This window comes from Segatella copri, assembly GCF_051861805.1.
Classification (GTDB): Bacteria; Bacteroidota; Bacteroidia; order Bacteroidales; family Bacteroidaceae; genus Prevotella; species Prevotella copri_M.
This window is the reverse complement of sequence record NZ_CP146520.1, coordinates 522,630-537,275: the sequence shown is the minus strand read 5'-3', so window position 1 is coordinate 537,275 and position 14,646 is coordinate 522,630. Positions and strand designations below refer to the sequence as shown.

Annotated in this window: 15 protein-coding genes; 13 read left to right on the top strand and 2 right to left on the bottom strand. The window is 50.2% G+C overall.

The window, feature by feature from the left end:
* The first annotated feature begins 23 nt into the window (after window positions 1-23).
* The 10 genes from V8Z93_RS02050 (at window position 24) to V8Z93_RS02005 (ending at window position 9,886) form a co-directional block, all read left to right on the top strand.
* Entirely contained in the window at window positions 24-1,394 is a 1,371-nt protein-coding gene (locus tag V8Z93_RS02050; protein ID WP_439432249.1) for a DUF6242 domain-containing protein, read from the top strand.
* Window positions 1,395-1,451: 57 nt separating this feature from the next.
* Window positions 1,452-2,144 carry a DUF6089 family protein gene (locus V8Z93_RS02045; protein WP_439432248.1) on the top strand — a complete coding sequence of 231 codons (693 nt, stop codon included), beginning with the start codon at window positions 1,452-1,454 and terminating at the stop codon, window positions 2,142-2,144.
* 27 nt (window positions 2,145-2,171) lie between these two features.
* Window positions 2,172-2,927 carry an isoprenyl transferase gene (locus V8Z93_RS02040; protein ID WP_203039050.1) on the top strand — a complete coding sequence of 252 codons (756 nt, stop codon included), beginning with the start codon at window positions 2,172-2,174 and terminating at the stop codon, window positions 2,925-2,927.
* Between the two features lie 68 nt (window positions 2,928-2,995).
* Window positions 2,996-5,632, top strand: a complete 2,637-nt coding sequence (locus V8Z93_RS02035) for a BamA/OMP85 family outer membrane protein (RefSeq protein ID WP_203039052.1) — start codon at window positions 2,996-2,998, stop codon at window positions 5,630-5,632.
* An 11-nt stretch (window positions 5,633-5,643) separates the two neighbouring features.
* Window positions 5,644-6,159, top strand: a complete 516-nt coding sequence (locus tag V8Z93_RS02030; RefSeq protein ID WP_203039054.1) for an OmpH family outer membrane protein — start codon at window positions 5,644-5,646, stop codon at window positions 6,157-6,159.
* 134 nt (window positions 6,160-6,293) lie between these two features.
* Window positions 6,294-6,779 (top strand): OmpH family outer membrane protein, encoded by a 486-nt coding sequence (locus tag V8Z93_RS02025; protein WP_217763106.1) that lies wholly within the window; start codon window positions 6,294-6,296, stop codon window positions 6,777-6,779.
* Window positions 6,780-6,889: 110 nt separating this feature from the next.
* The gene (locus V8Z93_RS02020) at window positions 6,890-7,441 is read left to right on the top strand and encodes an OmpH family outer membrane protein (protein WP_439432247.1); all 552 of its coding nucleotides are present in this window, start codon (window positions 6,890-6,892) and stop codon (window positions 7,439-7,441) included.
* Complete coding sequence (murI, locus tag V8Z93_RS02015) at window positions 7,438-8,274, top strand: glutamate racemase (protein ID WP_203039060.1); 837 nt, start codon at window positions 7,438-7,440, stop codon at window positions 8,272-8,274. Before V8Z93_RS02020 ends, murI begins: the two co-directional genes overlap by 4 nt.
* 30 nt (window positions 8,275-8,304) lie before the next feature.
* Complete coding sequence (rbfA, locus tag V8Z93_RS02010; protein WP_153121995.1) at window positions 8,305-8,640, top strand: 30S ribosome-binding factor RbfA; 336 nt, start codon at window positions 8,305-8,307, stop codon at window positions 8,638-8,640.
* Between the two features lie 16 nt (window positions 8,641-8,656).
* Complete coding sequence (locus V8Z93_RS02005; RefSeq protein WP_203039062.1) at window positions 8,657-9,886, top strand: FtsX-like permease family protein; 1,230 nt, start codon at window positions 8,657-8,659, stop codon at window positions 9,884-9,886.
* A 129-nt stretch (window positions 9,887-10,015) separates the two neighbouring features.
* On the opposite strand, the gene V8Z93_RS02000 is transcribed toward V8Z93_RS02005, so the two are convergent.
* Both V8Z93_RS02000 and aroQ read right to left on the bottom strand, forming a co-directional pair.
* Complete coding sequence (locus V8Z93_RS02000) at window positions 10,016-10,654, bottom strand: O-methyltransferase (RefSeq protein WP_439432246.1); 639 nt, start codon at window positions 10,652-10,654, stop codon at window positions 10,016-10,018.
* Window position 10,655: 1 nt separating this feature from the next.
* Window positions 10,656-11,090 (bottom strand): type II 3-dehydroquinate dehydratase, encoded by a 435-nt coding sequence (gene aroQ, locus V8Z93_RS01995; protein WP_217763109.1) that lies wholly within the window; start codon window positions 11,088-11,090, stop codon window positions 10,656-10,658.
* Between the two features lie 145 nt (window positions 11,091-11,235).
* Between aroQ and xerA the strand changes: the two genes are divergently transcribed.
* The 3 genes from xerA to V8Z93_RS01980 all read left to right on the top strand — a co-directional run bounded on the left by xerA (window position 11,236) and on the right by V8Z93_RS01980 (window position 14,643).
* A complete protein-coding gene (gene xerA, locus V8Z93_RS01990; RefSeq protein ID WP_217763110.1) occupies window positions 11,236-12,162 on the top strand; it encodes a site-specific tyrosine recombinase/integron integrase in 927 nt (308 codons plus the stop codon).
* A 127-nt stretch (window positions 12,163-12,289) separates the two neighbouring features.
* Entirely contained in the window at window positions 12,290-13,564 is a 1,275-nt protein-coding gene (gene metK, locus V8Z93_RS01985) for a methionine adenosyltransferase (protein ID WP_439432245.1), read from the top strand.
* A gap of 50 nt (window positions 13,565-13,614) precedes the next feature.
* A complete protein-coding gene (locus V8Z93_RS01980) occupies window positions 13,615-14,643 on the top strand; it encodes a DUF4271 domain-containing protein (protein WP_203039072.1) in 1,029 nt (342 codons plus the stop codon).
* The last annotated feature ends 3 nt before the right edge of the window (window positions 14,644-14,646 follow it).

Here is a 14,646-nt window from a genome sequence, read left to right as displayed (position 1 = left end):
GCTAAAAAGAAAAATTGAATAGAATGAAAAGGAAGTTTTTTGCTTTCATAGCACTGATTACAGCTACTTTCTCGCTCTCATCTTGCTTGAGCAGCGATGATACAACTGTGGAATATACATACGATACGGCCATCACCAGCTTCTCGCTCGGTAACCTCGACAGATATGCTAAGACTGCTGCCGGAAAGGATACCCTGCTCAAGTCGAACGTGACGGGCTCCAGCTATAAATTTTATATAGATCAGACCACCCGTCAGATCTATAATGCGGATTCCTTGCCAGCCGGTACAAGGACAGCTGCCGTGTTGGCTACCATCACCAGCAAGAACAGCAGTCCGGTGATCCTGATGCATGCTAAACAACCAGAGAATCTTGATTCGGCTGCCTATTATTCTAGCACCGACTCCATCGATTTCTCGCAGCCACGCAAGATCCGTGTATACAACAATGCCTTCTCTGCATACACCACATACACCGTGACCGTGACCGTGCATCAGGAGAAGCCATACGATTTCAACTGGCAGGCGAAGGGAGCACAGGCAGCTTTGGCTGCCCTCCAGGATGTGAAGGTACTCGCCCTGGGCGACCACATCTATGCCTTCGGTAAGACTGCCGAGGGTATGAAGATATACCAGACTTCTTATACAGACGGTACTGCGTGGACAGAGGTTACCCCTAACCAGGCTTTCGCAGCTGATGACTATCAGAATGCCGTGATGATGGATGGCAATATCTTCCTCCTTTCAGGCGGTAAGGTTTATCTTTCTGCCGATGCTGCTACCTGGCAGCAGGTGGGAGGGAACAGCGAACTCAAGCAGTTGGTTGGTGCCAGCAGCAAGTATCTCTATGCCTTCACGGCTACAGGCATTTCCGTATCCAAGAATAAGGGAGCCACCTGGACAGCCCAGAAGATAGATGAAGACTATAGGCGCCTGCCAACCCAGAACCTGAGCATGAGCGTTTCGGGCATCGCTTCGGTGAAGAATGCCGAGAACGTACTCCTTCTGGGAACCCGTGATTCCAGCTACGGCGATACCATCGCTACCACCTGGACTCATGTGGCTGATTATGCAAGGAATGCTCCTGAGTATGCCTGGAACTATATGGATGTGGATGCCAACCAGGCTAAGAACATGCTGCCGATGATGAGCGAGGTGATTACCTGCGCTGCCGATACCGGCTATGTGGCCTTGGGAAGCAACGGCAACTGGTATAAGAGCAAGGACAACGGACTGACCTGGGCGGTGGATTCGCTCATCACCCTGCCAGCAGAGTTCAAGGCAAATACCGGCCGCTTCGGTTTCTGCCGCGACAACAACCACTTCTACTGGGTAATCCGCAACGGTTACGTATGGAAGGGACGCTATAACATCGATGGCTGGCGCAAGGACTAAGCCATCCCGCGTTTGGCAAAGCATTAACAAGACATTATATATAATAAGGTATAGGAAATGAAAATCAGCTTGCGCAACTTCCTGTTGCTGCTGTGCCTCTTGTTCCAGATGCAATGGGCAAGGGCGCAGGACGATCCGCAATATCGCATGGAGATAGGTGCGGGCGTAGGTATGGTGGCTTATGAAGGCGACCTGAACGGCAACATCTTTGCCAACCAGCAGCCGATGGGAGCCTTCGTGGGCAGATATAATTTCGACCCATACAAGGACTTGCGGATCAACCTGGCGTTCGGCAAACTGAAAGGATCCACCGACAAGGTGGAAACCTACTATCCCGACTATCAGGAAGCACCTTACTCTTTCAGCAACACGCTGGTGGACATGAGTCTGGTGTTTGAGTATAACTTCTGGCCTTACGGCACAGGCAGGGACTACCGCGGAGCCAAAAGGCTGGTGCCCTTCGTGTTTGGCGGCTTGGGAGCCACCTTTGTGAAGGGAGACGGGAAGAATGTATTCACCGCCAACGTGCCCCTGGGCATCGGCGCCAAATATAAGGTGACAGACAGGCTGAACATCGGCGTGGACTGGACCATCCATTTCTCGCTGAACGACGAACTGGACGGGGTGAAAGACCCCTATCTCATCAAGAGCAGCGGAGCCTTCAAGAACACCGACTGCTACTCGATGCTTCAGTTATCGCTCACTTACAGTTTCAGCGAAAGATGTAAAACTTGTAATAAGGAAGATTAAGAACTCGTAAATAAAGAAGAATAATATATGAACAACTTGGATATGAACAGAATTCCTGAGCACATCGCCATTATCATGGATGGCAATGGACGCTGGGCTACTGAAAGAGGTAAGGACCGCAGCTACGGCCATCAGGCTGGAGTTGACGCAGTGCGTTGCATCACATCAGAGTGTACTCGCCTCGGCGTGAAGTATCTCACCCTCTATACCTTCTCTACAGAGAACTGGAATCGTCCTGCCGACGAGATCTCGGCTCTGATGGGATTGGTGCTCACTTCACTGGAGGATGAAATTTTCATGAAGAACAACGTGCGTTTCCGTGTAATCGGCGATATGAAGCGTCTGCCACAGGCTGTGCAGGATAAGTTGCAGGAAACCATGGACCATACCGCCAAGAACGACGCCATGACCATGGTGGTGGCACTGAGCTACAGCTCACGCTGGGAAATCATGAAGGCGATGAAGGAAACCGTGAAGGAAGCCATGGAGAAGGGCGCCAGCTATGAGGAAGTGGAGAAAATGCTGACCGAGGAGAACTTCGAGCAGCACCTGGAGACCAACTTCATGCCAGACCCAGACCTGCTGATCCGTACGGGCGGTGAGTTGCGCATCAGCAACTATCTGCTTTGGCAGATTGCCTATTCGGAGCTTTACTTCTGTGACACATATTGGCCAGACTTCAACGAGGAGTGTCTGCACAAGGCTATAGAGAGCTTCCAGACCCGCCAGCGCCGCTACGGAAAGACCGAGGCACAGGTAGAGGCAGAGGAGGAAAGCAAGTAACATCTCCACGATGATAGGTAAGCAAAGAAGATAAGTTATAGATACTATATATATAATAAGGTATATAAATGAACAAGTTTAGAAAGATTTTCATCCTGCTGCTGGGCGTTATGGCGAGTGTGCAGATGCTGGCACAAGATAAAATCGTTAATCCCGACATCTCGTATGCCGGAACACCCCGTACGCTGACCATCGGCGGTATCAACGTTTCGGGTGTGGAAGGATACGAGGACTACGTGCTCACGGGTATCTCCGGACTCTCGGTGGGTGATGAAATAGAAGTTCCTGGCGATGCCATCACCAGTGCTGTGAAGCGTTATTGGAAGCATGGCCTCTTCTCGAAGGTTGCTATCGCTGCCGACTCCATCGTAGGCGAGAAACTCTATCTGCACATCTATCTGGCTGTGCGCCCTCGTATCTCGAACATCAACTATGTGGGCTTGAAGAAGAGTGAACGTGAGGATATGGAGCAGAAGCTGGGTATGGTGAAGGGTACACAGGTGACCCCTAACATGCTCGACCGTGCCAAGATTCTCGCCAAGAAGTATTTCGACGACAAGGGATTCAAGAATGCCGATATCCAGATTAACCAGCGCGACGACGTGGCTAACAAGGGACAGGTGATTCTGGATGTCATCGTGGACAAGAAACAGAAGATCAAGGTTCATCAGATTACCATCGACGGTAACGAGAAACTCTCTGACCGCAAGATCAAGGGTGGATTCTTCTCGAAGGGTGCCTTTGCCAAGACCCACGAGGCTGGCAAGTTTGCCACCTTCTTCAAGTCGAAGAAGTTTACTCCTGAGCGCTGGAAGGAAGATAAGCAGAAACTCATCGAAAAATACTATGAGTATGGTTATCGCGACGCCCAGATTCTGGAGGATAGCATCAGCAACTTCGACGAGAAGCATGTGAACGTATATATCAAGGTGGACGAAGGCAAGCAGTACTTCGTGCGCAACATCAACTGGGTGGGCAACACCGTATATCAGACCGACAGGCTCAACTATCTGTTGGGTATGAAGAAGGGTGATGTTTATAACCAGAAGATTCTGCACAAGCGATTGAACGAAGACGATGATGCGGTGGCGAACCTCTACTACAACAACGGTTACGTGTTCTCCAGCATCAATCCTGCCGAAATCAACATCGACGGTGATTCCATTGACTTGGAGATGCGCGTAACAGAGGGACCTCAGGCTTACCTGAGCCACGTACGTATCAACGGTAACACCCGTCTTTATGAGAATGTGGTGCGCCGTGAGCTCCGTACAAAGCCAGGCGACCTCTTCTCTAAGGAGGCGCTGATGCGTTCGGCTCGTGAGTTGGCTTCTATGGGACACTTCGACCCAGAAAAAGTAAGTCCAGACGTGAAGCCTAACTACGAGGACGGAACCGTGGATGTAAACTGGAACCTGGAGCAGAAGAGTAACGACCAGATAGAGTTCTCGCTCGGTTGGGGTCAGACGGGTGTCATCGGACGTGTGGGCTTGAAGCTCAACAACTTCTCTATGGCAAACCTCTTCAATAAGAATAAGGAGCATCGTGGTATCATGCCTATCGGTGATGGTGAGGTGCTGAGCATCGGTGCACAGACCAACGGTACCTACTACCAGAGCTATAACGTAAGCTACTCTACCAACTGGTTTGGCGGCAAGCGTCCTATCCAGTTTAGTGTGGGTGCCTACTACAGCAAGAGTACCGACGTGTCAAGCAACTACTACAACAGTGCCTACATGAACAACTACATGAGTTACATGTATGGCTACGGTTCTGGTTACTACAATAACTACGAGAATTATTACGATCCGGATAAGTACATCCAGATGGTGGGTGTGAGCCTCGGTTGGGGTAAGCGCCTCCGCTGGCCAGATGATTACTTCACCCTGTCGGTGCAGTTGGCTTACCAGCGCTACATGATGAGAAACTGGAGCTACATGCTGATGACCAACGGTAATGCGAACAACTTGAACTTGACCATCGCATTGAACCGTACATCAACCGACAACCAGCTCTTCCCACGTCGTGGTTCTGAGTTCGAGGCAAGCGTGAACCTCACTCCACCATGGAGTGCGTTCGACAACAAGGACTATAAGAACCTTGCCAACAACGCCAACTCTCCAACCTACTCTGAGGAGCAGCAGGAGAAGTATCGCTGGATTGAGTACCACAAGTGGAAGTTCAAGGCAAAGACCTATACCGCATTGACCAGCGGTCAGAAGTGTCTGGTCTTGATGACCCGCGTAGAGCTCGGTCTGCTCGGTGCTTACAACAAATACAAGAAGAGTCCATTCGAGACCTACTATGTGGGTGGTGACGGTATGAGCGGTTACTCATCATACTATGGTGAGGAGACCATCGGACTCCGTGGTTATGAGAACGGTTCCGTATCTTATACCCGCAACACCGGTTACTATGCTTATGCCTACGACCGTTTCTCACTGGAGTTGCGTTATCCATTCCTGCTGGGCAATACCACTATCTATGGTTTGACCTTCGTAGAGGCTGGTAATGCGTGGTATGACACCAAGGACTTCAACCCATTCAGCATGAAGCGCAGTGCTGGTGTAGGTGTGCGTATCTTCCTGCCGATGGTAGGTTTGATGGGTATCGACTGGGCTTACGGTTTCGACAAGGTATGGAACGGCAGCCAGTATAAGAAGGGTGGAAGCCAGTTCCACTTCATCTTGGGTCAGGAATTCTAAAAACGGATTTTATGAAGAAAATAGTATTGATGCTGATGATGGCTGTAGCAGCCATCTCAGCACATGCACAGAAATATGCATTGGTAGATATGGAGTACATCCTGAAGAATGTACCCGCCTACGAGCGTGCCAACGAACAGTTGAACCAGGTGAGCCGCAAGTGGCAGGCCGAGGTAGAGGCCATCAACCTGGAGGCAAGTACCCTGTATAAGAACTATCAGAACGAGGTGGTCTTCCTCTCTCAGGAGCAGAAGAAAGCCAAGCAGGATGCCATCATGCAGAAAGAGAAGGAAGCCAGCGACCTGAAGAAGAAATACTTCGGAGCCGAGGGCGACCTCTACAAGATGCGCGAGGCACTGATGGGACCTATTCAGGAGGAGATATACAACGCAGTGAAGGAAATCTCCGACCTACGCGGCTACTCGCTTGTTATCGACAGAGCCAGCAACAATGGAATCATCTTCGGATCGCCAAAAATAGACATCAGCAACGAAGTATTGCAGAAATTAGGCTATTCTAACAAGTAATAAATGTTATTCAAGCAAATAATTTAGGTTATTTCGAGAAATAATTGTATATTTGCAGCCGAAAAGAAAGGGCGCGGCTCTAAACAGAGCTCTTTACGAACAAAGAATAATAATTAAAAAAGAATAAAACAGAAATGAAAAAGCTTATTTTAATGTTGATGCTTTGTGCACCAATGACAATGATGGCTCAGAAGTTTGGCAAGGTTAACACCCAGCAGATTATGCAGTCTTTGCCTGACGTAGCTAAGGCTAATGGTGAGATGGAAGCTCTCCAGAAGCAGAAGGAGAACGAACTGAAATCTATGCAGGATGAGTTGCAGCGCAAGGCTGACGAGTTCCAGAAGGGTGCAAGCACCATGAACGCTACTGCCAAGAAGCAGAAGGAAACTGAGCTCCAGACTCTGCAGCAGAAGATTCAGCAGGCTTACCAGGACGGTCAGCAGGAGTTGCAGAAGAAGAGCAGCGAGCTGATGCAGCCTATCATCGCCAAGGTGCGTGCAGCTATCGAGGCTGTGGGCAAGGCTGGCAACTATACATACATCATGGAGGATGGCACTGCTATCTATACTGGTGCCAACGTGGTGGATGTAACCAAGGAAGTACAGTCTAAGATTAAGTAATCCAACGTAAGTATTACGATAATGAAGCTAAGGGCAGGCACAAGTGCCTGCCCTTATTTATCATCTAGCACATCTATTCACAAAAATAATCAAATAAGGTATCACGCATTATGAAAAAGAATCTCTTATTTTTGGCTTTCGCTCTTGTTGCCCTCTCGGCTTCTGCACAGCAGAGCCAGGCAGGGGAAACACAACCGGCTGCCGTGGCTGCACAGCCAGCATGGCGTTTTGGCTACTTCAGCTTTGAGCAGGTTTTTCATACCATGCCTGGTTACGCCATAGCCAAGCATAATATGGACGAACTGCGCACAAAGTATGATGAAGAGACCAAGCGCGTGGAGAATGAGTTTAACAGCAAGTACGAGGAGTTTCTCGATGGCCAGCGCTCTTATGCCAAGACAATCCTGGAAAAGCGACAGGCTGAACTGCGTGAACTGATGGAGAAGAACATCGCCTTCAAGGCTGAGGCTAACCGACTCCTGAAGCAGGCTGAGGACGAGGCTTTCGCTCCGCTCAAGGCAAAGGTGAACGAGGAGGCTCAGAAGATAGGTAAGGAGAAGGGATTCGCCTTCATCCTCAATACCGACAACAATGCCGCTCCTTATCTCAATGCCGAGATGGGCGAGGATATTACAGCTGCGCTGGAGGAGAAACTGAAATGATGCTGCCTTCCAATCCCGGACCTATCGGAATCTTTGATTCCGGATATGGCGGCCTCACCATCCTGCATGGTCTGCGCCAGATGTTGCCACAGTATGACTACATGTACCTGGGCGACAACGCCCGTGCGCCTTACGGATCGCGCTCGTTCGAGGTGGTGTATAAGTTTACCCGCCAGGCTGTGCTGAAGCTTTTTTCCATGGGATGCCATCTGGTTATCCTGGGTTGCAATACGGCTTCGGCTAAGGCGCTGCGCTCTATTCAGCAGAGAGACATCCCGGAACTGGACCCTGACCGCCGCGTGCTGGGCATCATCCGTCCTACCGCCGAGGTGATAGGTACGCTGACCAAGAGTCGCCACGTGGGCATCCTTGCCACCGAGGGAACCATCAAGAGCGAGAGCTACAAGATGGAGATAGGAAAGCTGTGGCCTGATATCCAGGTAAGCGGAGTGGCTTGTCCGCTCTGGGCTGCAATCGTAGAGGCAAACGAGGCAGACAGCCCTGGTGCTGATTATTTCGTGAAGAAGCGCATTGACCAGCTGATGCGCATGGATGAGGACATCGATACCATCATCCTGGGTTGCACCCATTATCCACTGCTCATGAGCAGCATCGTGAAGAATCTTCCCGATGGCGTGAGAGTGGTACCACAGGGACAGTATGTGGCAAACAGCCTGAAGGATTACCTGAAGCGACATCCTAAGATGGAGCAGATGATAACCCACAATGGCACATGCCAGTATCTGACAACGGAAAGTGAGGAAAAGTTCAAGGAGTCGGCGCTGATATTCCTGCATGAGCAGGTGGACGTGACGCACGTGGACCTTGAATAGTTGATAATTTATAGTTAATAGTTTATAGTTATGCAAGAAACAAGACAAAACCGTATATCAAGACTTCTCCAGAAGGAGTTGAGTCTTATCTTCCAGTCACAGACCCGCATGATGCACGGCGTGATGGTAAGTGTAACCAAGGTAAGAGTGAGTCCAGACCTCAGCATCTGCACCGCTTACCTCAGTGTGTTCCCATCTGAGAAGGGTGAGGAGATTCTGAAGAACATCAATGCCAACGAGAAGACCATCCGCTTCGACTTGGGCAGAAAGGTGAGAAACCAGCTGCGCATCATTCCAGAGCTCCGCTTCTTCCTGGACGACAGCCTGGATTACCTGGAGCACATCGACGAACTCTTGAAAAAGTAAAAGGGTAAAAAGACAAATGAATTTTCCATTCTTTATAGCCCGCAGGTATCTCTTTTCCAAGAAGAGTACGCACGTCATCAACGTCATCAGTTCTGTTTCGGTGATTGGTGTGGCGGTGGCTACGATGGCGCTGGTCATCGTATTGAGCGTGTTCAACGGCTTTCACGACCTGGTGGCATCGCTCTTTACCAGTTTCGACCCGCAGCTCAAGGTGATGCCGGTGGAGGGAAAGACGGTGCCTGCCGACGACCCGATACTGACGAAGATACGCCAGTTGCCACAAGTGGACGTGGCTACGGAAACCGTAGAGGACCAGGCACTGGCTATCTATGCCGACCGACAGACAATGGTGAAGATCAAGGGCGTGGATGATAACTTTGCAGAGTTATCGCATATCAACGATATTCTTTATGGCGATGGAAGCTTCTCGCTCCGTGCAGCCAACCTGCAATATGGCACGGTGGGCATCCGTCTGGCTCAGACGCTGGGCATCGGGGCAAGATGGGATGGCTTCCTGAAGATTTATGCGCCTAAGAAGGAAGGACAGCTCGACATGATGAGCCCGGGCGACGGCTTCGTGGCCGATTCGCTGGTATCGCCGGGTGTGCTCTTCGCCGTGAAGCAGTCGAAATACGACCAGAATTACATCATCACCTCCATCTCCTTTGCCCGCAACCTCTTTGACCAGCAGGGCATGCTCTCCGACCTGGAAATCAGATTGAAGGAGGGCAGCGACCTGCAGGCGGTGAAGGCTGAGATGCAGCAGATAGCAGGCAACAAATACAAGGTGCTTGATAGGTTCGAGCAGCAGGAGGATACGTTCAAGATTATGCAGATAGAGAAACTGATGGCGTATATCTTCCTGACCTTTATCCTGGTGGTGGCATGTTTCAACATCATCGGTTCGCTCTCGATGCTGATCATCGACAAGAAGAACGATGTTGTGACGTTGAGAAATCTGGGTGCCAACGATAAGCAGATAACGCATGTCTTCCTTTTTGAGGGAAGAATGATAGCCGTGATAGGTGCCGTGATAGGCATCGGACTGGGCTTGCTGCTCTGCTGGCTGCAGCAGCAGTATGGCTTTGTGAGATTGGGCGATTCTGAAGGTTCGTTTATCGTTGATGCCTATCCGGTGAGCGTTCACTATACGGATGTGGCAATCATCTTCGTAACGGTCATCGCCGTAGGCTGGCTTTCAGTCTGGTATCCGGTAAGGGCGTTGAGCAAAAGGCTTTTGAGTTAGTACTGAACTTTCTTTTATCAAGGAGTTAAAGGAGTTAAGGAGTTAAAGGAGTTAAGACGTATGTCTTATTGGTTTAAAATACATGCCAAAAGACTGTTATCTTAACTCCTTAACTCCTTAACTCCTTTTTTATTTCTTTCTGATGAGTGTCAAACCATCGCGCAGCGGCAGAATCACCACTTCCACGCGAGGGTCTTGGGCTATCATGTCGTTGAAGGCACGGATGCCCTTGGTCTGCTGGTCGCGGTCGTATGCCGGGTCGATGACGTGTCCGTCCCACAGGGTGTTATCCGCCAGGATGTATCCTCCCGGGTTCAGGATGTCCATCACCATCTCGTAAGTCTCGATGTAGGTGCGCTTGTCGCCATCCACGAAAGCCAGGTCGAACATCACACCCAGTTTGGGCGCTTCAACGTTGGCATCGCCGATGCGGAAATCAATCTTGTCGGCAACATCCGAACCTTCAATCCAGGGACGGGTGAAATCCTCCATCTCGTCGTTGATTTCGAAGGTGTAGAGCTTGCCACCCTCCTGCAATCCCTGGGCAAGGCAGATGGCGCTGTAGCCACTGAAGGTGCCCACCTCAAGAATATTCTTGGGGCGGACCATCTGCACCAGCATCTTGAGCAGTCGGCCCTGGATGTGCCCGCTCGCCATACGTCCGTGGATGGTATGGATGTTGGTGGCACGATAGAGACGGTAGAGATAATCACCCTCCGGCTCGATATGCTGGCAGATATATTTGTCGATAAGTTCTGTCTCTGTCATCTTACTCCCCGTTTTCCTTCTGTGCTAAGATTCCGGCGATGGCAAGGTCGTAAGACGCCAGACCAAAGCCGCAGATTACTCCGAGGCAGGCGCAGGAGATGTAAGAATGATGGCGGAACTCCTCACGCTTGTGTACATTCGAGATGTGAACCTCTACGCAAGGGCACTTCAGGCTGCGGATGCAATCCTGCAGGGCAATGCTGGTATGGGTGTAGGCACCGGCGTTGAGCACCACGCCATCGTAGGAGAAGCCCACTTCCTGCAACTTGTTGATGAGCTCGCCCTCGATGTTACTCTGGTAATACTCAATCTCCACATCAGGATACTTAGCCTTCAGCTTAGGCAGGTAGCTCTCGAAGGAGTTGCTGCCGTAAATGCCTGGTTCGCGGACGCCCAGGAGGTTCAAATTAGGACCATTAATAATCTGTATCTTCATAATCACATGATTTTTTAAGTCTGTATCGTTTATTTTTTGTATCTTTGCAGATGCAATGGGCTGGCTGATATCAGCTAACCTGAATGCAAAGGTAATAATAAAATTGGAAACAGACAAGAAAATAGAAAAGAAAATAGATAAGAAAATGGCTAATGACATCATCAAGAACTATATGAGATACCTCAAGCTGGAGCGAAACTATTCGCTCAACACGCTGGAGGCGTACCGGCACGACCTGGATTATCTGATGGAATATGCCAGGAACAACGACAAGGGGGTGCTGGAAATGAAACTGGAAGACCTGGAGAACTTTTCGGCGAGTCTGCACGACAAGGGCATCTCGGCAACTTCGCATGCCCGTGTATTGTGCGGCGTGCGTTCCTTCTACCGTTACCTGGTGATTGATGATTATCTGAAGGATGACCCTACGGAGCTCTTGCCATCGCCACAGATAGGAGAACATCTGCCGGAATATCTCTCGGTGGAGGAGGTGGATATGCTGGAGTCTGCCATCGACCTCTCGAAATGGGAGGGACAGCGCAACAAGGCTATCATCGAAACCCTGTTTTCCTGCGGATTGCGCGTGTCGGAACTGGTGACCCTGAAAATCAGTCAGGTTTATGAGGAGGAGAAGTTTATCCGGGTGATGGGAAAAGGCAAGAAGGAGAGGCTGGTTCCCATCTCGGAAAAGGCGCTGAAGGAAATCAACCTGTGGTATATCGACCGCAACCTGATGAAGATTAAACCCGGCGAGGAAGACTACGTCTTCTTGAACCGCCGAGGTGCCCATCTCACCCGCCACATGATTCTCATCATGATCAAGAATGCGGCTCAGGATGCAGGCATCAAGAAGACCATCTCGCCCCATACCCTGCGCCACAGTTTCGCCACCGCCCTGCTCAAGGGAGGAGCCGACCTGAGGGTGATTCAGGCACTGCTGGGACACGAGGATATCGGCACCACGGAAATTTATACCCACATAGAAACTTCCGACCTGAGGGAGGCCATCCTCTACCATCATCCACGCAATATCAAGTATCGGGAAAAGCATTCAGGGGGCAATCTGCCGTAAATGGTAGAATATTCGGGGATTTACGCTCTATTTTTCAGTGGAAAATGGCAGAATCTGAAAAAAAATGTGTAACTTTGCAGCCGCAAAATAAAGAACAGGAAATATTAATAGAAAATTAAAGGAAAATATGGCATATTTGTTTTCATCAGAATCAGTTTCTGAAGGACATCCAGATAAGGTGGCTGACCAGATTTCAGACGCCTTGCTTGACCAGTTCCTGGCTTACGATGATCACGCTCACTGCGCCATCGAGAGCTTCTGTACTACGGGTCAGGTAGTAATCATGGGCGAGGTTCGCTCTAACGTTTATGTGGATTTGCAGACCATCGCCCGCAAGACCATCAAGAAGATCGGTTATACCAAGAGCGAATATCAGTTTGACGGCGACTCTTGTGGTGTGCTCACCGCCATCCACGAGCAGAGCGACGACATCAACCGCGGTGTGAGCCGTGAGGAGGATGAGAACCAGGGCGCAGGCGACCAGGGTATGATGTTCGGTTACGCAACCAACGAAACCGCTAATTTCATGCCTGTATCACTCGACTTGGCTCAGCTCATCATGCGTGTGCTTGCCGACATCCGCAAGGAGGGCAAGGTGATGACTTATCTCCGTCCAGACTCTAAGAGTCAGGTAACCATCGAGTACTCAGACGACAATATTCCACAGCGCATCGATACCATCGTGGTTTCTACCCAGCACGATGACTTCATCAAGAAGGCTAACGGCGAGGATGACGACGAGGCTATGCTGGCTAAGATTCGTGAGGATGTGCTCAACATCCTGATTCCACGTGTGAAGACTCACCTGAGCGACAAGGTGCTGGCTCTCTTCAACGACGACATCAAGTACTTCGTAAACCCAACAGGCAAGTTCGTGATTGGTGGTCCTCACGGAGATACCGGTTTGACAGGCCGTAAGATTATCGTAGATACCTACGGTGGCAAGGGTGCCCATGGTGGTGGTGCCTTCTCGGGTAAGGACTCAAGTAAGGTAGACCGTTCTGCAGCCTACGCAGCCCGCTATATCGCTAAGAACATGGTGGCAGCCGGTGTTGCCGACGAGATGCTGGTACAGGTAAGTTACGCTATCGGCGTGGCAGAGCCAGTAAGCATCTATGTAAACACCTACGGCAGAAGTCATGTGAACATGACCGACAGTGAAATCGCCAAGAAGATTGCCGAGATGTTCGATCTCCGTCCAAAGGCCATCGAGCGCCAGCTGAAGTTGCGCCAGCCAATGTACTTCGAGACAGCCGCCTACGGCCACATGGGTCGTAAGAACGAGGTAGTGGAGAAGACCTTCACCAGCCGTTACCACGAGGCAAAGACCATGAAGGTGGAACTCTTTACCTGGGAAAAGCTCGACAAGGTGGATGAGATCAAGAAGGTTTTCGGACTTTAAGGAACGAACAAAATAAGAGAGACCGGATTGAAGGATTCGGGTATTAAAGAATGGTGCAGCAAGCAGATTCGATACATACAGAAGTAGATGCTGAGGCTGGGTCGCAGCAGCAGAACTACAAGCAAAACCATAGCAGCCAACTCACGCCTAAGCAGGTGCTGAGTTGGCTGCCTAAGAATGCGACCCCTGCCCAACAAGATTCGATGATCAGGGCGCATATCAAACCCAGTGAGATTCACTGGAGCGAGATGCCTGACACCTTGCACCTGCCTGGACATGAGGCGGGCAAGAGTTTCAGAGATGTGAGTTTGCCACAATACTACCGTGAGTCGTTCTTCTCGAAAGACTCGCTCTTCCATCCAGAGCTGAAGGGTGGACGACTGGGAGTGGCGGGCGACCCTGTGCCTTATACGGTGGCAGGTGATAACTTCATCACCTCGCTGCTGCTCCTGTGCTTTGTGCTGGCATGCATTGCATTCTCCAAGTCGAAGCACTTCATCATCCGCCAGGCAAAGGCTTTCTTCCGCACGCAGCGCGAGGGAACCACCGTTATCACGGAAACCAGTTCAGAGGTGCGCTTCCAGCTGTTCTTCGTGGTGCAGACCTGTCTTCTGGTGGCCATCGGATACTTCATCTACTCGAAGGTATCCATCGGAGATACATTCATCATCGAACAGAATCTGGTAATCAGCATCTATGCCGGTTGCGTGATGGGCTACTTCCTGCTGAAGGCATTTCTCTATTCCTTGGCGGGTTGGGTGTTCTTTGACAAGAAAAAAAATGAACAGTGGCTGAAGGCGTACCTCTTCCTGTTATCGTGCGAGGGTGTGTTGTTGTTCCCGGCAGTTATGCTGCTGTCTTACTTCGACTTATCGCTCCAAGTGGCGGTGACATACGCCCTGATAGTGCTAGTATTGGTTAAAATGTTGTCGTTTTATAAGAGTTACCTCATCTTTTTTAAGAGAAATGGCATCTTTTTGCAAATATTTTTGTACTTTTGTGCTCTCGAAGTAGTACCATTGTTTGCCCTTTGGGGTGGACTCGTATTAATCAGTCATTATTTGAAAATAAACTTTTAAGAC

Bases quoted from the DNA above. Each gene is read 5' to 3' on its own strand.
- V8Z93_RS02050 (WP_439432249.1), top strand. From the start codon at position 24: ATGAAAAGGAAGTTTTTTGCTTTCATAGCACTGATTACAGCTACTTTC.
- V8Z93_RS02045 (WP_439432248.1), top strand. From the start codon at position 1,452: ATGAAAATCAGCTTGCGCAACTTCCTGTTGCTGCTGTGCCTCTTGTTC.
- V8Z93_RS02040 (WP_203039050.1), top strand. From the start codon at position 2,172: ATGAACAACTTGGATATGAACAGAATTCCTGAGCACATCGCCATTATC.
- V8Z93_RS02035 (WP_203039052.1), top strand. From the start codon at position 2,996: ATGAACAAGTTTAGAAAGATTTTCATCCTGCTGCTGGGCGTTATGGCG.
- V8Z93_RS02030 (WP_203039054.1), top strand. From the start codon at position 5,644: ATGAAGAAAATAGTATTGATGCTGATGATGGCTGTAGCAGCCATCTCA.
- V8Z93_RS02025 (WP_217763106.1), top strand. From the start codon at position 6,294: ATGAAAAAGCTTATTTTAATGTTGATGCTTTGTGCACCAATGACAATG.
- V8Z93_RS02020 (WP_439432247.1), top strand. From the start codon at position 6,890: ATGAAAAAGAATCTCTTATTTTTGGCTTTCGCTCTTGTTGCCCTCTCG.
- murI (WP_203039060.1), top strand. From the start codon at position 7,438: ATGATGCTGCCTTCCAATCCCGGACCTATCGGAATCTTTGATTCCGGA.
- rbfA (WP_153121995.1), top strand. From the start codon at position 8,305: ATGCAAGAAACAAGACAAAACCGTATATCAAGACTTCTCCAGAAGGAG.
- V8Z93_RS02005 (WP_203039062.1), top strand. From the start codon at position 8,657: ATGAATTTTCCATTCTTTATAGCCCGCAGGTATCTCTTTTCCAAGAAG.
- V8Z93_RS02000 (WP_439432246.1), bottom strand. From the start codon at position 10,654: ATGACAGAGACAGAACTTATCGACAAATATATCTGCCAGCATATCGAG.
- aroQ (WP_217763109.1), bottom strand. From the start codon at position 11,090: ATGAAGATACAGATTATTAATGGTCCTAATTTGAACCTCCTGGGCGTC.
- xerA (WP_217763110.1), top strand. From the start codon at position 11,236: ATGGCTAATGACATCATCAAGAACTATATGAGATACCTCAAGCTGGAG.
- metK (WP_439432245.1), top strand. From the start codon at position 12,290: ATGGCATATTTGTTTTCATCAGAATCAGTTTCTGAAGGACATCCAGAT.
- V8Z93_RS01980 (WP_203039072.1), top strand. From the start codon at position 13,615: ATGGTGCAGCAAGCAGATTCGATACATACAGAAGTAGATGCTGAGGCT.